The organism is Phyllobacterium sp. (genome assembly GCF_037994425.1).
Taxonomy (GTDB): domain Bacteria; phylum Pseudomonadota; class Alphaproteobacteria; order Rhizobiales; family Rhizobiaceae; genus Phyllobacterium.
Window position 1 is genome coordinate 1 of sequence record NZ_JBBNAM010000220.1, and the last position, 21,029, is coordinate 21,029.

18 protein-coding genes are annotated in these 21,029 nt (G+C 58.6%); 5 read left to right on the forward strand and 13 right to left on the reverse strand.

Going from position 1 to position 21,029, the window contains the following annotated elements; translation table 11 throughout:
• From AAAB35_RS15395 to AAAB35_RS15410, 4 genes are all read right to left on the reverse strand, one after another.
• Nucleotides 1–430, reverse strand: a 430-nt coding sequence (locus AAAB35_RS15395) for a hypothetical protein (RefSeq protein WP_340669163.1), incomplete at its 3' end; no start/stop codon positions are given.
• 240 nt (nucleotides 431–670) lie between these two features.
• Nucleotides 671–1,708 (reverse strand): L-threonine 3-dehydrogenase, encoded by a 1,038-nt coding sequence (gene tdh, locus AAAB35_RS15400; protein WP_340669164.1) that lies wholly within the window; start codon nucleotides 1,706–1,708, stop codon nucleotides 671–673.
• Nucleotides 1,709–1,717: 9 nt separating this feature from the next.
• Nucleotides 1,718–2,908: a glycine C-acetyltransferase gene (locus AAAB35_RS15405; protein ID WP_340669165.1), complete on the reverse strand. Its 1,191-nt coding sequence runs from the start codon at nucleotides 2,906–2,908 to the stop codon at nucleotides 1,718–1,720.
• Nucleotides 2,909–2,959: 51 nt separating this feature from the next.
• The gene (locus AAAB35_RS15410; protein ID WP_340669166.1) at nucleotides 2,960–4,138 is read right to left on the reverse strand and encodes an ROK family protein; all 1,179 of its coding nucleotides are present in this window, start codon (nucleotides 4,136–4,138) and stop codon (nucleotides 2,960–2,962) included.
• 105 nt (nucleotides 4,139–4,243) lie between these two features.
• On the opposite strand from AAAB35_RS15410, the gene AAAB35_RS15415 reads away from it, so the two are divergent.
• The 3 genes from AAAB35_RS15415 to AAAB35_RS15425 are packed head-to-tail and all read left to right on the forward strand — an operon-like array spanning nucleotide 4,244 to nucleotide 7,232.
• The gene (locus AAAB35_RS15415; protein ID WP_340669168.1) at nucleotides 4,244–4,996 is read left to right on the forward strand and encodes a glucosamine-6-phosphate deaminase; all 753 of its coding nucleotides are present in this window, start codon (nucleotides 4,244–4,246) and stop codon (nucleotides 4,994–4,996) included.
• Nucleotides 4,993–6,012, forward strand: a complete 1,020-nt coding sequence (locus tag AAAB35_RS15420) for an N-acetylglucosamine-6-phosphate deacetylase (protein WP_340669169.1) — start codon at nucleotides 4,993–4,995, stop codon at nucleotides 6,010–6,012. The genes AAAB35_RS15415 and AAAB35_RS15420 overlap by 4 nt, the downstream gene beginning before the upstream one ends.
• Before the next feature lie 38 nt (nucleotides 6,013–6,050).
• Nucleotides 6,051–7,232: an extracellular solute-binding protein gene (locus AAAB35_RS15425; protein WP_340669195.1), complete on the forward strand. Its 1,182-nt coding sequence runs from the start codon at nucleotides 6,051–6,053 to the stop codon at nucleotides 7,230–7,232.
• Nucleotides 7,233–7,270: 38 nt separating this feature from the next.
• Here AAAB35_RS15425 and AAAB35_RS15430 read toward each other — a convergent pair whose 3' ends face one another.
• Both AAAB35_RS15430 and AAAB35_RS15435 read right to left on the reverse strand, forming a co-directional pair.
• Nucleotides 7,271–9,085: an ABC transporter ATP-binding protein gene (locus AAAB35_RS15430; protein WP_340669171.1), complete on the reverse strand. Its 1,815-nt coding sequence runs from the start codon at nucleotides 9,083–9,085 to the stop codon at nucleotides 7,271–7,273.
• 19 nt (nucleotides 9,086–9,104) lie between these two features.
• Complete coding sequence (locus AAAB35_RS15435) at nucleotides 9,105–10,316, reverse strand: aminotransferase class V-fold PLP-dependent enzyme (protein WP_340669172.1); 1,212 nt, start codon at nucleotides 10,314–10,316, stop codon at nucleotides 9,105–9,107.
• A gap of 128 nt (nucleotides 10,317–10,444) precedes the next feature.
• Between AAAB35_RS15435 and AAAB35_RS15440 the strand changes: the two genes are divergently transcribed.
• On the forward strand, nucleotides 10,445–11,251 hold the full coding sequence (locus tag AAAB35_RS15440) for an IclR family transcriptional regulator (RefSeq protein ID WP_340669196.1): 807 nt from the start codon (nucleotides 10,445–10,447) through the stop codon (nucleotides 11,249–11,251).
• Nucleotides 11,252–11,261: 10 nt separating this feature from the next.
• Here the strand turns inward: AAAB35_RS15440 and AAAB35_RS15445 are convergent, their stop codons facing one another.
• From AAAB35_RS15445 to AAAB35_RS15475, 7 genes are all read right to left on the reverse strand, one after another.
• On the reverse strand, nucleotides 11,262–11,759 hold the full coding sequence (locus AAAB35_RS15445) for a RidA family protein (protein WP_340669173.1): 498 nt from the start codon (nucleotides 11,757–11,759) through the stop codon (nucleotides 11,262–11,264).
• 10 nt (nucleotides 11,760–11,769) lie between these two features.
• The gene (locus tag AAAB35_RS15450; RefSeq protein WP_340669175.1) at nucleotides 11,770–12,981 is read right to left on the reverse strand and encodes an amidohydrolase/deacetylase family metallohydrolase; all 1,212 of its coding nucleotides are present in this window, start codon (nucleotides 12,979–12,981) and stop codon (nucleotides 11,770–11,772) included.
• Nucleotides 12,982–12,983: 2 nt separating this feature from the next.
• The gene (locus AAAB35_RS15455; RefSeq protein WP_340669176.1) at nucleotides 12,984–13,853 is read right to left on the reverse strand and encodes an ABC transporter permease; all 870 of its coding nucleotides are present in this window, start codon (nucleotides 13,851–13,853) and stop codon (nucleotides 12,984–12,986) included.
• Nucleotides 13,853–14,794, reverse strand: coding sequence for an ABC transporter permease (locus AAAB35_RS15460; protein WP_340669177.1), 942 nt, complete (start codon nucleotides 14,792–14,794; stop codon nucleotides 13,853–13,855). The genes AAAB35_RS15455 and AAAB35_RS15460 overlap by 1 nt, the downstream gene beginning before the upstream one ends.
• Before the next feature lie 81 nt (nucleotides 14,795–14,875).
• The gene (locus AAAB35_RS15465; RefSeq protein ID WP_340669178.1) at nucleotides 14,876–16,405 is read right to left on the reverse strand and encodes an ABC transporter substrate-binding protein; all 1,530 of its coding nucleotides are present in this window, start codon (nucleotides 16,403–16,405) and stop codon (nucleotides 14,876–14,878) included.
• A 141-nt stretch (nucleotides 16,406–16,546) separates the two neighbouring features.
• Entirely contained in the window at nucleotides 16,547–17,839 is a 1,293-nt protein-coding gene (gene rhaI / locus AAAB35_RS15470; protein WP_340669180.1) for an L-rhamnose catabolism isomerase, read from the reverse strand.
• Nucleotides 17,840–17,859: 20 nt separating this feature from the next.
• Complete coding sequence (locus tag AAAB35_RS15475; RefSeq protein WP_340669181.1) at nucleotides 17,860–19,956, reverse strand: bifunctional rhamnulose-1-phosphate aldolase/short-chain dehydrogenase; 2,097 nt, start codon at nucleotides 19,954–19,956, stop codon at nucleotides 17,860–17,862.
• 218 nt (nucleotides 19,957–20,174) lie between these two features.
• Between AAAB35_RS15475 and AAAB35_RS15480 the strand changes: the two genes are divergently transcribed.
• Nucleotides 20,175–20,984: a DeoR/GlpR family DNA-binding transcription regulator gene (locus tag AAAB35_RS15480; protein ID WP_340669183.1), complete on the forward strand. Its 810-nt coding sequence runs from the start codon at nucleotides 20,175–20,177 to the stop codon at nucleotides 20,982–20,984.
• Nucleotides 20,985–21,029 lie beyond the last annotated feature (45 nt).

Sequence of the window (21,029 nt, forward strand, 5' to 3'; positions counted from 1 at the left end):
GCTTCGACAGACCGACACCGCGCTGGTCGACTACGACGAGGCGCCGCCCGCGCAGCCAAGCGCCAGTATCGATGAAGCTCCACCATTCGTCGATATCGCTGCGGGTTTCGATGCGTGCCGGTTGTCCTGGTCCGCCATTCAGATAGACGACCGGTTCATGGCGCACGCGGTCGGGCTCGAAGATCACGACTGCCAATTCTATCGTCGCGCTACCAGGCTTGCCGCGATTTTCGGGCACCAGCAGATGTCCGCACCGCATGTCGCGGTCCCTCGGCAACGTGAACCAGCACGGCGTTTCCCGAAACTCGGGAAGGAGCGCCAAGGCCGGACGTACCGGCATCAACAATGCAACGAGCAGGATGAGGGGTGCAAGAAGCGTCAGGCACAATGCTGGCGAATCCAGATGAGATCTGTATTTGGTCGCAGCCATGTTCGTATATCCCCGTTGCCGCACAGGCCGCTTTCGAGAAGGCAACCATGCAGCATTGACAATAAAATACCTGCATTTAGGCTTGGAGGGCATCACCCGCGTGGGTTAATTCCGTTCGCTGCTTTGATGTACAAAAATAACTCGATGATTTTATCGAATGTATGGTTGAGCAGCGGCATAAAGAAAATGGGACGCCAGTAGCGTCCCATTATTGATATAAAGTGCCGGATGTAGATACGTCTATTGCCAGTTCAGCACTACTTTGCCCGAACTGCCTGAACGCATCGCGTCGAAGCCTTCCTGGAAATCGTCGATCGGCAGGCGATGCGTGATGATCGGTGAAAGATCGAGTCCACCCTGCACGAAGGCAATCATCTTGTACCAGGTCTCGAACATTTCGCGGCCGTATATGCCCTTCAGGTTGAGCATCTTGAAAATCACCTTGTTCCAGTCGATTTCGAAGCCGGTCGGGGCAATGCCGAGGATAGCGATCTTGCCGCCGTTGTTCATCTTGTCGATCATGTCGCGAAACGCTGGGGCTGCGCCGGACATTTCAAGCCCGACGTCGAAACCCTCGGTCATGCCGATGTCGCGCATGACATCGGTCAGGTTCTGCTTGGAGGCATCGACGACGTAATCGATGCCGAGCTTCTTCGCCAGCGCGAGGCGCGACGGGTTGATATCGGTGATCACGACCTTGCGGGCACCGGAGCGTTTTGCCACCAGCGCGCCCATAATGCCGATTGGACCAGCCCCCGTTACCAGTACATCCTCGCCGACGAGATCGAAGGAAAGCGCCGTGTGAACGGCATTGCCGAACGGGTCGAAGATCGCGGCGATTTCGTCGGGGACATCATCCGGTATTGGCACGACATTGGCTTCGGGAATGCAGACATACTCGCCGAAGGATCCGGGTCGGTGCACACCGACGCCGAGCGTGTTGCGGCAAAGATGCCCCCTGCCGGCGCGGCAGTTGCGGCACGTCCCGCAGACGATGTGGCCCTCGCCCGAAACGCGCTGGCCGACCTTGTACTTGGTCACCGCCGAGCCAACGTCGGCGATCTCCCCGCTGAATTCGTGGCCGACGACCATGGGTATGGGAATAGTCGCCTGGGCCCATTTGTCCCAGTTGTAGATATGCACGTCCGTTCCACAGATGGCGGATTTCTTGACCTTGATCAGGACGTCATTCGGCCCGGGCTCGGGAACCGGCACACGCTCCATCCAGATGCCGGGCTCCGCCTTCGCCTTGACCAGTGCCTTCATCATATTCGACATGGTGGTTTCCTATTTGATGATGCCGAGATCACGCCCGACTTCGGCAAAAACCTCGATCGCCCGAGCGACGTCTTGCGTGGTGTGAGCGGCAGACATCTGCGTCCTGATGCGGGCCTGGCCGCGCGGCACAACCGGGAAGGCGAAGCCAATGACATAAACGCCCTTCTCCAGCATGCGTGCCGCCATCTCCTGCGCCAGCGTCGCCTCGCCGAGCATCACCGGAATGATCGGATGATCGGCGCCGGCAAGCGTGAAGCCGAGCTTCGACATGTCGCGACGGAAATGCTGTGCATTCGCCGTCAGGCGTTTACGCAAGTCGGCCCCATTGTCGACGAGGTCAAAGACCTTGAGCGAGGCCGCGGCGATGACCGGCGCCAGCGTATTGGAGAAGAGGTAGGGGCGCGAACGTTGGCGTAGCCAGTCGACCACTTCTCGTCTGCCGGACGTATAACCGCCGGAAGCACCGCCAAGCGCCTTGCCGAGCGTACCCGTGATGATATCCACCCGGCCCTCGACGCCGCAATGTTCGGCCGAGCCGCGACCGTTCGTGCCGACGAAGCCGACCGCATGGCTGTCATCGACCATGACCATCGCCCCGTGTTTTTCAGCGAGATCGCAGACCCCCTCAAGGTTCGCGATGATGCCATCCATGGAAAACACCCCGTCGGTCGCAATGAGTTTGAAGCGGCAGCCTTCGGCCCTCTTCAATTCCTCCTCGAGCGCAGCCATGTCATTGTTGGCATAGCGGAAGCGCTTGGCCTTCGCGAGGCGGACGCCATCGATGATCGAGGCATGGTTGAGCGCGTCCGAAATGATCGCGTCCTCTTCGCCGAGCAGCGTCTCGAACAGTCCGCCATTGGCATCGAAGCAGCTCGAATAGAGGATCGTATCCTCAAGACCAAGGAAGGACGATATACGCGCCTCAAGCTGCTTGTGCTCCTCCTGGGTACCGCAGATGAAGCGCACCGATGCCATGCCGTAGCCGTAGCGGTCGAGCGCGGCCTTGGCAGCAGACGCCAGTTCCTCGTTGTCGGCGAGGCCGAGGTAATTGTTGGCGCAGAAATTCAAGACCTTCGCCCCGGTCGAAATCTCGATTTCGCCTGCTTGCTTTGAAACGATGACGCGCTCGCTTTTGTAGAGGCCCGTCTCTTTCAGCTGAGCAAGTTCCCGCGACAGGTGGTCGATAAAATGGTTGGTCATGATTTTTCCCGCTTTGTGGCGTGGGTCGTTCCGATGGTGGCGGTTGTCATCTCACGATCGGATGAATGTCTCAAGCCCCAGATTGAGTAAGGGTCGAACCGCCCCGACGATAGCGTAATCCTCGCTGGACCTATCAGCAACCAGAACCGGCAGTCCAAGGCCACCCATCACACCTTCCGCCTGGAACGCATCTTCAAAAGCATCCCATATTCCGAGGTTGCCGATGAAAGGCCCGGTAACGATAACCCGCCTCGGAAAAAGCAGGCGGCATACATTGGCGAGCGATCGGGCCACCAGATGGAGCGCCGTCGTTATCTCCGGCCGCGCGACGAGATCGAGCCCGGTCAATTGGCCGGCGACGATTTCCTCGTCCTCCGAAAGTTCGGGCCAGGTTTCACGCAGTTGCGGTAACAGAGCCCAGAGCGCCGCAGCGGTTTCGAGGCATCCGTGGTTGCCGCAACCGCATGGGCGCTGCTCGAGCATGTTAAAGCGCCAGTGGCCAATTTCGCCGAACGGATCGCCTGCGGGCATGAAGGGTTCGCCGTCAATGCTGTAAGCGAGGCCAATACCCCATCCCCAGTGCAGCAACAGGGTGCTGTCCCGTGTGTCCGCCGCATCTTTGATGGTGCGGGCGGCGATTTCCGCATCAAGATGCCGGCAAACGACCACGACCGGCGTCACAGTCGCGAGCGCTGCCGCGAGGTCCAGATTTCGGATATGCGGCCAGCGCGACGTAATCAACCATGTCCGGTCTCGAACGTTGACGACGCCAGCGACGGAGACCGAGGTTCCCATGTGCGCCATGCCTGGCGGACATTGACCAACTAGCGCGGTGACCAGACCGCGCATGGCAGCGGCCATGGTCTCGTTATTCGCATTCGTCGGCACGTCGGCGCCCAGGCGCTGAATCACCCGTCCGCTCAGGTCGACCAACACGCCAAGCAGCGACCGGCTCGAAATGTGGATCACCGTTGCGCCAAGGCGCAGAGGGTTTAGAGCGAATTGAACGGCGGGTCTGCCGCGGCCGCTTTTCTCTCCGGCCTCCCCTATGACGAGCCCGCGTTCCATGAGATCTGCAACGACGCGCGATGTTGTCGTCGACGTCATCTGCAGAGCCTCGCCGACATGCGGGCGCGAGTGCGATTCTCCATCGGAAAGGAGGGCAGCGACTCTGGCGCAGTCGCGCTGATGGGCATCGTCATAGCGGGTCTCGTCAATCGTCAGAAGCATACCGAAAAACCTGGTCCTTATTTTTGAATAATATTATTCGAAAATGCTTGCCGTGTCTGGGGTGGCCGTGTTTACATTGCCCGCGAGCTCGTAAAGCACAAGCAGATGAACGGAAATTTGATGGTGGATATACGCATTCTGAACGACAAAGAGGCGCTCGGCGCCGCAGCGGCCGATCTTGGCGCATCGGCCATTCGCCGCGCCATTGCGGAGAAGGGCAAGGCCTCAATCATTGTTGCAACGGGAGCAAGCCAGTTCGAATTTCTGCGTAGTCTTGTAGCCGTCAGGGATATAGACTGGTCGAAAGTGACCGCCTTTCACCTCGATGAATATGTCGGCATGGACATCGACCATCCCGCAAGTTTCCGGAAATATCTGTTCGAACGCTTCGTCGAACCGCTTGGCGGTAAGGTGAAATTCTATCCGATCAATGCCGAGACCGATGCACAATCGGAAGCGGACCGGCTCAGCCGGGTGATCCGTGAGCACGACATCGACGTATGCTTCGCCGGCATTGGTGAAAATTGCCATCTTGCGTTCAATGACCCGCCGGCTGATTTCGAAACCGAAGAGTCTTACATCGTCGTTACCCTCGACGAGGCTTGCCGCAGGCAGCAACTGGGCGAAGGGTGGTTTCCGGACCTCGCAGCGGTTCCCAAACAGGCGATTTCCATGAGCATCCGCCAGATCATGAAGAGCAAGCTCATCATCCTGTCGGTGCCTGATGCACGCAAGGCGCAGGCGGTGAAGTATGCGGTCGAAGGGAGCGTTGATCCGCGCCATCCCGCGTCAATCGTACAGGAGCACCCTCAAACAGTGCTTTTGCTCGATCCATCATCGGCATCGCTGCTCGCATGATTACGCCCGGCCTGGTCGACATTCAGGTCAACGGCTTTGCCGGCGTCGATTTCAATGACGCCGGGCTTACTCCCGAAGCGCTGGACGATGCGCTCGAAGCCATGCTGGCGAGCGGCGTCACCACCTGTCTGCCGACGATCATCACGGCAACGCCGACTGAACTCGAAGCCCGCTTCGCCGCTCTCGACCATAGCATTGCTGGAAGCCGCCTTGGGCCTCTGATGTGTCCCGGCTATCATCTCGAAGGCCCGTTTCTGAATCCCATGTCCGGATATTCCGGTTGCCATCCGGCAAGCGCCATGACAGCAGCAGATCCCGGCCTTGTCCTCAGCCTCGAAAAAGTGCTTACACGCCCCATATTGCTCATCACTCTGGCGCCGGAAGTAGAGGGCGGACTTGATTTCATAAAGGCAATGGTTACGCAGGACCGGCTCGTATCGATAGGCCACTCTTCGATCGACTTTGCGGGCGTGGGCAAGGCTGTCGCCGCCGGAGCCCAGCTATCCACCCATCTCGGCAACGGCCTTCCGCAGGTTCTGCCGAAGCTTGCCAATCCGCTCTTTGCGCAGCTCGCAGAAGATCGACTGCTGGCCACATTCATTGCCGATGGCATTCATCTTCCGCCGCCTGCGTTGAAAGCGCTCATCCGCGCCAAGGGGTTCGAGCGGTCGGCGTTGGTTACTGACGCGACAGCCGCTGCCGCTGCCAGGCCGGGCGACTATGACTTCGCCGGCATGCGCATCCATCGCTCGGCCGACGGCAGCGTTGGACTGCCGGGCCTCAAGGGGCTCGCCGGCTCGGCGCTTCGCCTCGATGACGCCATCCGCAACCTTGTCCACTGGAGAATTGCCACGTTCGAGCAGGCTGTCCAGATGGCATCGACGCGGCTTCTCGATGTGCTTGAGCCGGTATTGCGCGCGCGCAGTATCGCCTTGCCTGAAGCTGAAATCGAATGGTCGGACACGATGGCGCTAAAGCGTATCCGGCTCGGCAATAAAGAGCGGACTTTCAATTGAAACGCGATAAAAAGGGAACTCACATGGCAAATGACTTGATTCGCATTAATCGCCGAACGGTGCTCGGTGGTATTACTGCTTCCGCAATGGGAGGCATGACAATTGCACGGGCGGCCGCTCCCGCTCTCCCGGCAGCCTCGGTTCTTATTACGGTAATGGATGTCGGCGGCGCTCTTGCTCTGATGCAGCCCGCCTTCGAGGAATATGCGAAAACCTATCCGGAACGTGCATCACGCATCATCTTCACGAAGGCGCCGGTAACCGAACTTGCCGGCAAGCTGAAGGCGCAGCAGGCGGCAAAAAGCGTCGACATCGATATTGTGCTCACGGGCAGCGATGGGCTGGCGGCGGGTCTCGTCAATGAAACCTGGATGAAAATTCTGCCCGATTTCGCCGATAAGTTTTCCGGTCTCGAGGAAAACTACGAGCCCGCGGCACTTGCGCTGCACAAGGCGCAGGGTGACGGCTTTGGGGTCGTTGTCAACTACTACCCCTCCGGCCCTTTGATCGAATATGACCCGGACCGCGTAAAACAGGTGCCTACAACCGCCGAAGAACTACTTGCCTATGCAAAGGCCAATCCCGGCCGTTTCATGTATGCACGCCCGACGAATTCCGGACCCGGCCGAACCTTCATGATGGGCCTGCCCTATCTGCTCGGCGACAAGGATCCGCGCGATCCGGTTAATGGCTGGGACAAGACATGGGCCTATCTCGCCGAAATCGGCCAGTATATCGACTATTACCCGGCGGGCACGGGCGCGACGATGAAGGAATTCGGCGAAGGGTCGCGCGACATCATCATCAGCACGACCGGCTGGGACATCAATCCGCGCGCGCTCGGCATCGTGCCCGAGACGGCGAAGATCGGCACGCTTAAGGGCTTCCATTGGGTGTCGGATGCGTTCTTCATGTGCATGCCAAACGGCATCGCCAATGACAAGGTCGCAGTGGTACTCGATCTGATGGCCTTCCTGCTCACCCCGAAGGCGCAGGCCTATGCCTATGATGAGGGTTATCTCTATCCGGGTCCAGCGGTAAAGAACGTGCCGATCAGCATGGCCCCACAGCACAGCCAGGACGTCATCAAGGAGTTCGGACGGCCCGAATATGCCGACCTGATCGCCAACAATCCGATCGAACTGCCGCTCAAACCCGATCAGATGGTCATGGCGTTTCGCAAGTGGGATGAACTCGTCGGGTCGAAGAAGGCGAAGTGAACTGGGGGCTGGCAGCCGCGGCGCCGCGGCTTCAAACTCTACATCTGCACCAGATGGCCGCTTGAGACTTCCGCGTATTGGCGCAGCGGAACGACGAAGTCGGGAGCGCGCACTGGGCTCTTGATCTCGTCGTTGGAAACCGGCCGCCTGTCACCACGCCGTGAAGGGTCGGGGACTGGAACCGCAGAGATCAGCTTCTTCGTGTAAGGGTGCTGCGGGTTTTCGAAAATGGCTGCGCGCGGACCGATCTCCACGATTTCCCCGAGATACATGACGGCGATGCGGTGGCTGACCCGTTCGACCACTGCGATATCATGCGAGATGAACAGATAGGCAAGGTTGAGGCTGGCCTGGAGGTCAAGGAGCAGGTTGATGACCTGCGCCTTGATCGAAACGTCGAGGGCGGATACGGACTCGTCCGCAACAATGAGCTTTGGATCGAGCGCCAATGCGCGGGCGATGCACACGCGCTGGCGCTGGCCGCCGGAAAACTCGTGGGGGTAGCGTCCGGCCATGTCTGCCTTGAGCCCGACTCGTTCAAGGAGATTGGCAACGCGTTCGCGTGCCTGCTCTCGGGTCCCGAGCTTGTGCTCGAGATAGGGCTCGGCGATGGCGGCTCCAACCGTCATGCGCGGATTGAGGCTGGCGAAGGGATCTTGGAAGATCATCTGCATGGTGCGGCGCATGTCGCGCATTCGCTTCTTGTCCATGCCGAGAACATCTTGGCCGTTCAGCAGCACTTCCCCGCTTTGCGGCTGCACAAGCCTCATAATCGAACGGCCGGTGGTCGACTTGCCGCAGCCCGACTCGCCGACTAGCGAGAGGGTTTCTCCGGGTTGCAAGGTGAAGGAGAGATTTTCAACCGCATGGACGCGCCCCTCCAACTGACCGAACATGCCGGAGTGAATGTTGAAGCGTGTGGTGAGGTTGCGAACCTTAAGCAGCGGCGGCTTGTCGGCTTGTACGGTATCCGCGGCCTCGACCGGCGTGTCGGATGTGCCCGTCGCGCGGTCTACGACCGGAAAGCGCAATGGCCGCACATGCCCCTTCATCGAACCGAGCACCGGGACCGCCGACAGGAGTGAACGCGTATAGGGATGCTGGGGGTTGGCGAAAATGTCGTCCGTGCTGCCGGTCTCGACCGCCTCGCCATTATACATGACAACGGTGCGGTCGGCGATTTCCGCAACGACGCCCATATCGTGGGTTATAAAGAGGACGGAAGTGCCCTCCTCCTCCTGCAGGAGTTTGACGAGATCGAGGATCTGGCCCTGGATCGTCACGTCGAGCGCCGTCGTCGGCTCGTCGGCAATCAGCAGCTTCGGCTTGCTCGCCAGAGCCATCGCAATCATGACACGCTGGCGCATACCGCCAGAGAAGCGGTGCGGGTATTCATTGAATCGTGACCGCGCCGCCGGGATGCGAACCTTCTCGAGCAGGCGGATTGCTTCCGCCTTGGCCTCTGCGCGCGAGATATTGTGGTGACACAACAAGGCCTCGCTAATCTGGCGTCCGACCGTAAAAAGTGGGTTGAGGCTGGTCATCGGTTCCTGGAAGATCATGGCGACGTCATTGCCACGTACTGCTCGCATCTGCTTTTCTGGCAAGGCGAGAATGTCCTTGCCGCCCAGCATGATCCTGCCTTCAATGCGGCTCTTGTCCTTTTGCAGAAGACGCATGATCGACAGCGACGTGACGCTCTTTCCCGATCCGGATTCGCCGACGATCGCCACCGTCTCGCCTGGCGCAACATCGAACGAGACGTTGCGTACTACGGGTCGCCATTGACCATCGCCGAGAAATGACGTGGTCAGGTTGGAAACGGACAGGACGGGGGCGACAGGCTTTTCCATGGTCTCTCCTCTCAACCAATCAATCCGGCCAGCGCATGAGGCCAGCGATACGGCGCGCGTATCGCTCCTCGAATGGCGTTGCGATGATCTCGTTGGAAGCTCTTGCTTTCCCGAGTTCCTCCTCGAGGCGGCGTGCGACGATCTTCTCCTCGCCCGGGTGCAGGTTGCACGGATCCATATAGAAATATCCGTGCTCGGCTTCGTGATCGCGAACGATGATCGGCCTCTCGCCTTTTGCCAGGGCGTCGGCGAAATCCCAGGCGGTGATATGCGCATCGCGCGGATCGATCGTAACGCGCAGCCGGTCTAGCGGATTATGCGTAGGATCTGCTTCGATCTCGGCCGTAACGCCCGGCTTCCCGGTCAATGTCTGCTTCCAAAGATTGAGGTAACCCGTTTCCTTTTCGCGAATCCCCGCGTGGTCGCGCTTCTCCCAGGCTTCGAGCGCGGCGATGGTGCCGAGGATGCTTTCCTTGCCAAGTTTCATGCCCCGCCCGACGCCCATATTCTGCAGGAAGGCATTGCGGACAAGGTCCTTGCGTCCGGCAACAATGCCGCCGGTTGGACCGCCAAGAAACTTGTGCGAGGAATAGAGCGCGATGTCGGCACCATGGGCAAGGAAGATCTTGAGGTCATATTCGGATGCGGCATCGACAATAACCGGCACGCCGCGCGCATGGCATATTTCGGCATATTTCTTCAACGCGACAAGGCCATACTGGACGGTATGGTGAGAGACGACGAAGACAGCTGCGGCCGTACGGTCATTGATCGCTCCCTCGATGTGATAGGGGTAGCAGGAGGTAGCCTGCCCGACAATTACCGCCTTGGCGCCGGCAAGTTTGATCGCCTGGTCGACCGGAGCCCCGTAGCTCACGACATGGCCGGTCTGAATGATGACCTCGTTCTTGAGTCCGGTTGTATCAGGAAGCCGCTCGATGGCGGCAAGGTCCGATCCCGTCATCGTAGCGGCAACAGCAAGGGTAATGCCGGCGGAACACGATGCAGTGACGAAACCCGCCTCCCCGCCGGTCAGACGAGTGATCACCGGGCTAGCCTTGCGGTGAAGGTCGTTGATTTCGACGAATTGAGGCAGTATTGAGCCCATGGCTGCGATCGCCTCCGGAACCGCGATCGAAGCGCCAAGCGAGGTCATCGTGCCGGAAACGTTGACGACGCGGCGCAACCCGAGGGATTCGCGTCTATCGGGTGATGGTTGTAGATCTGTCATGGTGTTCTCCTTGGGTTGCTGGCCAACAAGTATTCCATTTGCTTGGCAGCTATACCTTTATAATGTAATAAGGTGTGTCGAATGACTCGAACGGCGCGGAGTGTGGCGTGGACGCAAAGACATCAGACATGGAGACCACCGGCGGCCTCGCCAAGACTGAAAGTACTCAGGCGCGCCGCTCCCGCGTAAGCGGCATTGACCGGGCCTTGCAAGTCATTGACTACCTTTACGAGACCGGCAGCCCCGCCGGGGTCTATGCGATCGCCAAGGCGATCGGAGCGCCACTCTCCACCGTCTATGTGATCGTCGATGACCTCGTCGGAAAGAACATGCTGACGCGTAACAGCGACAGTTCGGTCTGGCTTGGCGCCCGGCTTTATCATTACGGCCTCGCCTATGCGCGCTCGCTGGATTTTCTCAACGTCGCCAATCATGAAATGCATAATCTCAGCCGAATTTCCGGTGAGACGGTTCAGGTCTGCGGCCGCGACGGTGATCATATGATGGTACTTGCCATGGCGGACGGGCCCGGGCATTTCCAGGTGACCTCTCGCGTCGGTACGCGCGTCCCTCTCAACTGGACGGCGTCGGGCCGCCTCCTCGTTGGGCATCTGCCGGAGGTTGAACGCCTCGATCTTTTCGAACATTGCGCCAAGTCCTCGCCGACGGGCCGCGCCGTCATCGACCCGGCTATGCTGTCCGCCTCGGCCAAGCAGGCGCTCGATGCGCGCATATCCATCCAGGCCGGCGAATCCGACTATGCCGTTGCCTGCGTTGCTGCGCCAATTTGTGACGACAAAGGTGCCTGCATCGCCACGATTTCGATCGTTCTCCCGGAACAGAAGATCAGCGACAACCCCGAACGCTACACCGACGAGGTGAAGGCCTCGGCTGAGCGGATCGAAACGGTCATGGGCTGGCGCAGTCATTCGTAGATCCGGGCTTTCAGTTTTTGAGTGCGATGATCGCTTCGATCTCGACGGTGATATTGCCTGGGAGCGAGCCGAAGCCCACTGCCGAACGCGCGTGGTTACCCGCTTCGCCGAAGACGTCGATGAAAAGGTCGGAGCAGCCATTTATGACCGAGGGATGATCGGCAAAATCGGGTACGGCATTGACCATGCCAAGCAGCTTGACGACTTGCTTCACCCGGCCGAGATCGCCCAGCGCCGACTGCATAACAGCAAGAAGGTTGATGCCGGTGAGGCGTGCGTGTTTATATGCCTCCTCGACCGAAACGTTGCCGCCGACCTTGCCGGTGTGCAGATATCCGTCATCTTCGCGCGGCCCCTGCCCCGACAGGTAAAGCATGTTCCCCTCCTGGATATGGGTGACGAAATTGGCGATAGGGCTTGGCGCCGGCGGCAAAGTCAGCCCAAGCGCCTTTAAACGATCATAAGGTGAATTGCCGGCACTGACCGCCGGGCTGGATATGGTACTCAAGACGTGTTCCTCAGCGGTATGAATAAGGCGCAATCGCACCGGATGTTTCGGGCTTTACAGGCTGGTAGCGACCTGCCTTGACCAACTCGTTGCCAAGCACCGCCCAAAGCGGTTCGAAAAGTTTCTCGAGCCTTGCTTCGTAACCCATGGAGTCGATAACGGTCAGGTCGGCATCGTCGACTTCGAAGATCGTGAAATCAGCGCGTGTGCCGACGGAAAGGAGGTTTTCGGTAGGCAGCCCGATAGCCGAAGCAGGCGAGAGGGTCACGGCCTCAACGACCTTGTCGAATGGCATGCCGACGTTCAAAAGCTTGGACATTGTTGTTGCAAGATCCCAGACGGCGAAGTTGAGGCTGCGCAGGTGGATATCCGTCGAGATCGAGAATGGCAGAAGTCCCCGTTTGATGGCGACTTCGGCGACGCGGAACGAGAAGGATGCGCCGCCATGGCCAATGTCGAGGCGGATGCCCTCCCCGGCGCAGCGCGCAGCTAGTTCGAAGAGATCCTCGTCTTCGATGATGCTGCTGCCGACCTTGCCGTTAAAGCAATGGGTGATGATGTCGCCTGGACCGAGGATCTCGAGGACTTCATCGTAGAGCGCTGGCGGTTCGCCCACATGCACCATCATTGGAATCTTGAGAATCTTGGCGATCTTCTTGCCGACCTTGACAGGGGTAACACCCCACGAGCCAGTGATCACATGACTGGCGCGAACCTTGAGGCCGACAATGTGGTCAGGGTTTTCGTTGACGCAGGCGACAGTGCGGTCGATGTCGATCGATCGGATATCGCTGAGTTCGCTCACCCGGTTGCAAGCGACAAGGCCAATGGAGCCAAGATTGAGGAAAGCCTTGATGCGTTCGCGCGCCGGGTCGATGATATATTCGCGGAAGCCGTGAAAGTTGGCTTCCCCAGCTGAACCTGCGTCGACAATCGTAGTTACACCGCGCTCGGCGCCACAAACTTGCGGACGCACGGAAATATCGGTTCCGCCATGCCAGATATGCGTATGCAGATCCACCCAGCCCGGCGAAATCCAGGCGCCGTTCCCATCGAGGCGGTGTACGTCTTGCGGGACGTTCAGCGAGGGACCGAAAGCCGCAATCGTTCCATCGGCATCGACGAGAACATCGATATTGGTCGTCGGCGTACCGGGTCCAAAGGCAACCGGCTTTACATTGGTCAAGAGCAGGCGACCATCGGTTGCAGGAGAGGCAGACATGATCAAAGATCCTTTCTGAGGCGGGGGTCCAGAAGATCGCGGAAGCCGTCGCCGACCATTTGCAGCGAGAGGACGGCGAGCACGATCGCGATACCGGGAAAGAGGGTCATCCAGTCGGCCTTGCCGATATACTGGCGGCCCGATGCGATCATCGTTCCCCAGGTCGGTACTTCAGGACTGACACCGAGACCGAGGAATGACAATCCGGCTTCGGCGAGCATGGCGTTGGCAAAAAGGAAGGTCCCTTGCACCAGAATGGGGGAAAGCAGGTTGCGCAGCACGTGCCGCGTCATGATGTGGCGCGTGGAAATGCCGAGCGATGTCGCCGCTTCCACATAGGGCAATTCACGAATGACCAAAGTCGAGGCGCGCACGATGCGGGCAAGCCGCGGCGCATAGACGATGCTCAATGCGACGATAACGGTCGTAAGCGAAGGCCCCAGCGCAGCAACGAGCGCGATGGCAAGCAGGATATCCGGAAATGCCATCATCGCATCGATGAGGCGCGTAATCGGTGCATCAAGCTTCTGGAAGAAGCCGGCAAGCAGTCCGAGGGTAACGCCGATGATCGAGGCGAGCACGACCACCGCAAAACCCACAAGCAGTGACAATCGCGCCGAATAGATTGTACGCGAGAAGACGTCGCGTCCGAATTCATCGGTGCCGAAGAGAAATTTCGTGTCCGGCGGTTTCAACCGATTGACGATTGAAAGTTTGCTTGGCGAAAACGGCGTGATCAACGGCGCGAAGACGGCGAGCACCACGAAAATGGCAAGGACGATCATTCCGAACAGAACGGTCTTTCGCCGGATCAGAATGCGGAAGAACTTGGAGCTCTCGCTGACGGGAGCAGGGGATACGATTTCGGTCATCAGTAGCGCACCCTTGGATCAACGACGAGATAGAGCATGTCGATGGCGAAATTGATGAGGACATAGAGCGCTGCGATGATCAGGAGTGCTCCCTGGATCACCGGATAGTCGCGCCGAAGAACCGCCGAGACGACAAGGCTACCGACACCGGGAAGGCCAAAGACGGTTTCGGTCACGACGGCGCCAGAGATCAGCACGGCGGCGGTCAGGCCGATCACGGTGAGGATCGGAATGAGCGCATTCTTGAAAGCGTGTTTCAGAACGACGCTGCCTTCGCCGACGCCCTTGGCGCGGGCAGTTCGAATATAGTCGTCGCCAAGGACGTCGAGCATCGAGGCGCGGGTGAAGCGCATAATCAGCGCCGAGGATACGATGCCGAGCGCAAAAGCGGGTAGAACCAGATAGGAAAGCCGTTCGGCGAGGGACGTGCCCGGGCCGCCATAGCCGGAAACCGGAAACAACCCAAACCGCACGGCGAATATCTGCATCAGTATGAGGCCGAGCCAGAAGCTCGGGATGCTTGCGGCGAGCATGGCGAGCGCAGTCGCGGCCTGATCGAACAGCGACGCCCGCCTGTAGGCCGCATAAACCCCGATGGGTATGGCGATCACGCTGGCGATGAGCAACGAGAAAACGGTCAGGAAGAAGGTAGGCTCGGCGCGTTGCGCGAGCGCCTGCAGCACCGGCTGATTGAGAAAGATCGACTGACCGAGATCGCCCTTCAAAAGATTGCCGAGGAAGTACACGTATTGAACCGGTATCGACTGGTCGAGCCCGAGGCGCTGGCGCAGTTCCGCAATGTCGGCGGCGGTCGCTTCCGGTCCGAGCATGACGGCGGCTGGATCACCCGGCGTGACGCGGACGATGACGAAGACGATCGTCACCACCAGAAACATCACGACAATCATGCCGATAAAGCGTTGAATTATGTAACGTAGCATTTGTGGCCGATCGATCCCATGTGCACGAGAACTGCGCTACCGGGTGCGGACGGCGGCTTGCCGTCCGCACCCGACAAAGCACTACTGCTTGAGCGACACGTTCCAGAAGTACGGCCACGGCGCAGGTGTGAAGCCTTCGAGCTTCGGTGATTTTGCGGATAGCGCATTGAAATCACCGATCTTGATGATTGGTACCTCAGCGTAAATCACCTTCTGAACGTCTGCCCACAATGCGATGCGCTTCTGCGGATCAACTTCCGAGTTGAAAGCGTCGACGGCCGCCTTGCGCGCCGGCGTATCCCAATTGCCGGGAGCGCTCGTCGACATGGCGCCGATCAGCGCCGGCTCAGGCAGGAACGGACTGTGACTGATATAGATATCCCAGAGCTTGGGATCGGCACGGCGCTGTGTGAGTGTCGCCCAATCGACGACCTGAAGATCGACCGTAAAACCGGCGGCCTTGAGATATTCTGCAGCGACTTGTGCCATCTTGTAGTGGAACTCGTATTGCCGACTAGTCAGAATGCGCAGAGGTTCGCCATTGTACCCCGCCTTCTTCATCTCCTCGGCAGCCTTTTCCGGGTCGGCGACGTTATAGGCGCCTTCGGTTCCGGCCTCCGTTTTCCAGCTATAGCCGTCCGGATACATCGAAGGGTTCAGCGCGTAGAAGTCCGTGCTGCCGAATGCCGCGGCAAGCATGTCTTCCTCGCTGAGCGCGTCGCGTATGGCAAGGCGCAAATCCTGGTTCTTGGTAATGCCCTGGCTGGTATTCATGACGAATACAGGCCAGCCGAAGGGCTTCAAGAGAACTGCCTCGGTTGTCGTCTGCCCTTTCAGCTGTTCGTAGGATTCGACCGGCAGACTGTCGACATAGTCGAACTGGCCCGAAAGTGCTCCCTGCACACGCGTGTTGGCGTCGGGCACGGGGACGAAACGAATTTCATCGAGATATTGGTGCCGCGCACCGCCATAGCCGTTTTCGTCACCTTCAGGCGACTTGTAGGCGTCAAAGCGGGTCAACTGGATATATTGGTCGGCCTTGCGCTCTTTAAGCATATAGGGGCCGGTGCCCACCGGTTCGGTCATCGGGTTCTGCTGCTTTTCGCTCGGGAGGATGATTGCAGCGGCGTTGTTGAATGCGAGAAGCGAGACCAGTGGCGCGTACGGCATATTGAGCGTGATCTTGACCGTTGCCGGATCGACCGCCTCGATCGAGGTGATCATCGATGCGGTCTGCTTGCCGCGCGAGGCGATCTGCGTCCAGCGCTGCAGCGAGGCGACGACATCGGCTGAATCCATATCGGTGCCGTCGTGGAACTTCACGCCCGGGCGCAATTTGATGGTGTAGACCTTACCGTCCGGCGAAATCTCGGGGAGGCTCGCTGCAAGAAGCGGGGTAATATTCCAGCTCTTGTCGAAGGTATAAAGCGTTTCAAAGATATGCTGCGACACGATGCCGACAAGGTCGGCAGTCGAGGCCATCGCATCGAGTGTCGGCGGTTCGCCAATGGTCGCGACATTGATGACACCGCCCTTGGACTGGGCGAAAGCGGCAGGACTTACAGCAACGAGTGCTGAACCAAGAAAGAGCGCTAGCTTTAATGACTTCATGACAGTTCCCTTTGTATTCCACTATAATGGATTATAATGCTTTATAGTAGAATAAGACCAAATGTGTAGAAGGCTGTCAATTCAAAAAAGGAAAAAGCAGCGCACGATGGCGCTGCTTTCATGTTGGAGGGGGTAATTTGCCTAGACGATGCCGCCGCTGCCGCCGACGCTGGCAGGGCGCTTGTCGCTCACGAATAGGCGATAACCGCTATTGCGATAAGCTGCGATCGGATCGATCGCGCCTCCCGCATGGCGGCGCGCCTCTGCGAGAATTGGCTCGACGTCGGTGCGATACGCCCGCTTGAGTGCGTCGGAAGCCATCAATGCATCGTTTTCTTCCTGATAGCCTGAGAGTGCGCCTCGATCGACAAGCAGCGCCTGCGCATAGGCGCGGCGAATCTCATTGGCGCTCGAAATCAAACTCTCGATAGGATCAGTCACATTGTGCGACTGGTCGATCATGTGGGCCGGGTGGAAATCTTTCACACCGCGGTGGTCGGCGTCGACGAGTTCGTTGAAAACGAGGAAAAGGCGATAGGGATCAATCGATCCAGCGTCGAGGTCGTCATCGCCATATTTGGAATCGTTGAAGTGAAAGCCGCCGAGCTTCTTGAACTGGATCAGGCGGGAGACGATCATCTCGATATTGGTGTTCGGCGCGTGGTGGCCAAGATCGACAAGGCAAAATGCCTTTGGGCCGAGCGTCTGGGCGATGAGATAGTTGGTGCCCCAATCCTGTACGACCGTTGAATAGAAGGCGGGCTCGTACATCTTGTGTTCGGAAAAGATGCGCCAATCGTCCGGCAACGCCTTATAGATATCCTGCATGGCCGCGAGATAGCGCTCGAAAGATTGCGCGAAGTTGGTCTGGCCCGGGAAATTCGACCCGTCGCCAATCCAGACGGTGAGCGCCTTCGAGCCAATGGCATTGCCGATTTCGATGCACTCGATATTGTGCTCGACGGCTTGAGCGCGGGTCGCGGCGTCGACATGGCTGAGAGAGCCGTACTTGTACGAATACAACTGATCTGGCGTATCGGAGAACGTGTTGGAGTTCATCGCATCGAAGCCCAGGCCGAGGGCATCCGCATGCGCCTTGAGCTCTTTCGGGTCAGCCTTGTCCCACGGGATGTGTAGCGAGACGTTCGGGGTCGCCCGCGTCAGCTGCTGAATAACCGCGCAATCATCGAGCTTGTCGAAGATCCCTCGCGGCTCGCCTTGGCCTGGAAAGCGGGCAAAACGCGTGCCCCCTGTTCCAACGCCCCAGGACGGCACGGCGACGAAGAACCCGGCGACCTTTTTCGTGATCGCATCGATATCGATATTGCGTCGTGCAAGATGGGCGCCCAGCGCCTCATAGTCGCTGCTGTGTGCGGTAAGCAACCGGTCGTTTTCGAATCCGATAAATTCGCCGGAAATATGCTGTTCAGCCATGATGTCCTCCCGAGACGGTCTTAGCGCGTAAAGCTCTGGGCATTGCCCGCATCGACATTGATGATGTTGCCTGTCGATTTGGCTGACGCATCCGAAGCCAGGAAATATACGACTTCAGCAATATCTTCCGGCAGTACATTGAGTTTCAACAGCGACCGCTTGCGATAGTGCTCTTCGAGTTCGTCCACCTGCAGATTGGAGGAGGCGGCCCGTTGTTCGCGCCACTCGCCATTCCAGATTTTCGATCCCCGCAATACGGCGTCGGGATTAACCGTATTGACACGGATCCCGGCCTCTGCGCCCTCAAGCGCCAGGCAGCGCGCAAGATGGATCTCGGCAGCCTTTGCGGCGCAGTAGGCGCTGGCGTTCGGCGATGCGGCGAGCCCATTCTTGGATGCGACGAAAACCACGTTTCCGCCGAGTTTCTGACGGCGAAACAGGCGGAAGGCCTCGCGCGAGACGAGGAAATACCCGGTCGCCAGGATATCGATATTGCGATTCCACATTGAAAGCTCAGTAGTCTCAATCGGTGCCGATGAGGCGATGCCGGCATTTGAGACCAGAATGTCGACACCACCGAATTCCACCGATGCTTCGGCATAGCTGGCTGTGACACCGGCTTCATCCGTGACATTCAAGGGCACGCTTCGCACGGCATCTGCCGAATAGCGTTTGGCGAAATCCTCATGCGCGAGCTTCAAAGCCTCCAGGTCGATATCGGCAAGGACGACGCAGGCGCCCTCCCCGAGCAGGCGTTCGGCGGTCGCACGTCCGATGCCACCGGCACCGCCAGTGACGAAGGCGACGCGTCCCGCGAGCGGCTTCGGCTTCGGCATGCGCTGCAGTTTTGCTTCCTCGAGCAGCCAATATTCGATGTCGAACGCCTCCTGTTCGGAAAGTCCTTGATATTCGGAAACAGACGAGGCCCCCCGCATAACATTGATCGCGTTGACATAGAACTCGCCCGCGATCCGCGCGGTCGCCTTGTCCTTGGCGAAGGAAAGCATGCCGACGCCGGGGATGAGGAAGATGACCGGGTTGGGGTCGCGCATGGCGGGCGAATTCGCGTGCTTGCAGGCATTGTAGTAGCGCGCATAATCCGTGCGATAGTTTTCGAGCGCCTGGTCAAGTGACGCTAGAATCGCGTCAACATCCGGATTCGCAGGGTCGAAATCGAGAACCAGCGGGCGGATTTTCGTGCGAAGGAAATGGTCCGGGCAACTGGTTCCTAGCGCCGCGAGGGGGCGCAGATTCTGCGAATTGACGAATTCAAGGACACCGGGCTGATCGGCAAAATGGCCGAGCTTGCGTTCCGAAGCGCCGATTTTGCCGCGGATTTCGGGCATCAAGCGCGCGGCGATGCCGCGTCGCGCTTGAGCGTCGAGACTGTCGACGGCCTCGCCGCCAAAAGCCGGCCGTTCGGCCGTCTTCGCGTCGAACCAGACAATGGCCTTGTTGATAATATCAAGCGTGAGTTCGTAGCACTCTTTTGCGTCATTGGCCCAGGTAAAGAGCCCATGACTTTCGAGCACAACGCCCTTGGAATCCGGATGGGCGGCAACGTAGGCGCCGAGGTCGAGTCCAAGCTGGAAGCCGGGGCGGCGCCAGGGCAACCAGCCGATCTCATCTCCGAAAACTTCCTGAGTAAGTTCGCGCGAGTTTTTCGAAGCGGCAATGGCGATGATCGCATCGGGATGCATATGATCGACATGTTTGAACGGCACGAAACCATGCAGGGGCGTATCGATGGATGCTGCGCGGCTGTTCAGGTTGAATGTGCAATGCGGCAGGAACCCTACCATGCGGTCTTCGTCCTCGATGCCCTTGTAGATCGACTTGAGCGATTCGAGTTTTTCCATATAGAGGGTGGCAAAGCCATCGAGCTTGATCGTCCCGACATCCCCTCCAGATCCCTTGACCCATAGGACTTCAACCGACCTGCCCGTCAGCGGATCGGTTTCGCTGACTTTTGCCGATGTATTACCCCCGCCATAATTGGTGATCCGCTTGTCGGCGCCGAGCAGGTTGGAGCGATAGAGAAGCTTGCCCGGTTCATCGAGACCGGCCGCTTTCTGATCATCCCAACGGTTTTCCAGAAGTTGGACCTTGTCTGCCATATTCGCCTCCCGATTGGTCAATTGCAGGCCCGAGCGTAGTCGCCAGCCGCTGCGATTTACCTTAGCTATGGAGCAGAACAGGCTTTAATGTCAATCAGAAACAGTCAAATCCGATCATAAATGCGCTATTGTGCACTGCAATATGTAATTGTTTGATTGAAGTTGATTGACACTGATCACAAACTTGCGCAATAAATTGCCATAAGAGGAGACGAGGAATGCACGAGCGTGAGCGCCACCGCATCATCCTGAGCGCAGTTCAGGAGAAACCGGTCATCACCATCCAGGATATTGCCGACCTGACCGAAGCGTCGGAAGCAACGATCCGTCGTGACATTGCGTCCCTTCACGTTAAGGGGAAGCTTCGCCGTGTGCGCGGTGGCGCTGAAGCCGTCCATCCGCCGCAGCTGACGCCACTCGCCGGCCGGCATTTTCATGTTTCCGAATCCGAGAATGCCGACAAGAAGCGCGCCATCGCCCGCGAAGCCGTGGCTCTGTGCGAAGAGGGCGACGCCATCATAATCAATGGCGGGACGACAACCTTCCAGATGGTGCATTTCCTCGCTACGCGGCGCCTGCAGGTCATGACCAACTCCTTCGCCATCGCCGAACATCTCGTTAAGAACTCCAAGAGTTCGGTGATCGTGCCGGGAGGCGCGATATATCGCGAGCAAAGCATCATATTGTCGCCGTTCGACAACGACGTAACGCGCAATTTCTATGGCAAGCGCATGTTCATGGGTGCGCAAGGCGTTGGTCCGTTCGGCGTCATGGAGTCCGATGCACTGATCATTCAGGGCGAGCAGAAACTGATCAACCAGGCGGATGATCTGGTGCTTCTCGTCGACTCCACCAAGTTTTCACGACGCTCGAGCTTGATCCTGTGCCCGTTGCAGCGCGTCGCCACCATCATCACCGATGATGGCATCAGCGACACGGATCGCAAGATGGTGGAGGATGCCGGTATTCAGCTCATCGTTGCCAAGATCAATCAGGACAAGACACGAAATTCCGCTTCGGTCGCCTAAGACCGAACCGGTCTCGATCCATCTAATGGTTCAAACTCTGGGAGG

Coding starts and splice junctions, on each gene's coding strand:
- AAAB35_RS15465 (WP_340669178.1), bottom strand. CDS start 16,405: ATGAAGTCATTAAAGCTAGCGCTCTTTCTTGGTTCAGCACTCGTTGCT.
- AAAB35_RS15415 (WP_340669168.1), top strand. CDS start 4,244: ATGAACGGAAATTTGATGGTGGATATACGCATTCTGAACGACAAAGAG.
- AAAB35_RS15440 (WP_340669196.1), top strand. CDS start 10,445: ATGGAGACCACCGGCGGCCTCGCCAAGACTGAAAGTACTCAGGCGCGC.
- AAAB35_RS15405 (WP_340669165.1), bottom strand. CDS start 2,908: ATGACCAACCATTTTATCGACCACCTGTCGCGGGAACTTGCTCAGCTG.
- AAAB35_RS15455 (WP_340669176.1), bottom strand. CDS start 13,853: ATGACCGAAATCGTATCCCCTGCTCCCGTCAGCGAGAGCTCCAAGTTC.
- AAAB35_RS15450 (WP_340669175.1), bottom strand. CDS start 12,981: ATGTCTGCCTCTCCTGCAACCGATGGTCGCCTGCTCTTGACCAATGTA.
- AAAB35_RS15480 (WP_340669183.1), top strand. CDS start 20,175: ATGCACGAGCGTGAGCGCCACCGCATCATCCTGAGCGCAGTTCAGGAG.
- AAAB35_RS15460 (WP_340669177.1), bottom strand. CDS start 14,794: ATGCTACGTTACATAATTCAACGCTTTATCGGCATGATTGTCGTGATG.
- AAAB35_RS15430 (WP_340669171.1), bottom strand. CDS start 9,085: ATGGAAAAGCCTGTCGCCCCCGTCCTGTCCGTTTCCAACCTGACCACG.
- AAAB35_RS15410 (WP_340669166.1), bottom strand. CDS start 4,138: ATGCTTCTGACGATTGACGAGACCCGCTATGACGATGCCCATCAGCGC.
- AAAB35_RS15435 (WP_340669172.1), bottom strand. CDS start 10,316: ATGACAGATCTACAACCATCACCCGATAGACGCGAATCCCTCGGGTTG.
- rhaI (WP_340669180.1), bottom strand. CDS start 17,839: ATGGCTGAACAGCATATTTCCGGCGAATTTATCGGATTCGAAAACGAC.
- tdh (WP_340669164.1), bottom strand. CDS start 1,708: ATGTCGAATATGATGAAGGCACTGGTCAAGGCGAAGGCGGAGCCCGGC.
- AAAB35_RS15475 (WP_340669181.1), bottom strand. CDS start 19,956: ATGGCAGACAAGGTCCAACTTCTGGAAAACCGTTGGGATGATCAGAAA.
- AAAB35_RS15420 (WP_340669169.1), top strand. CDS start 4,993: ATGATTACGCCCGGCCTGGTCGACATTCAGGTCAACGGCTTTGCCGGC.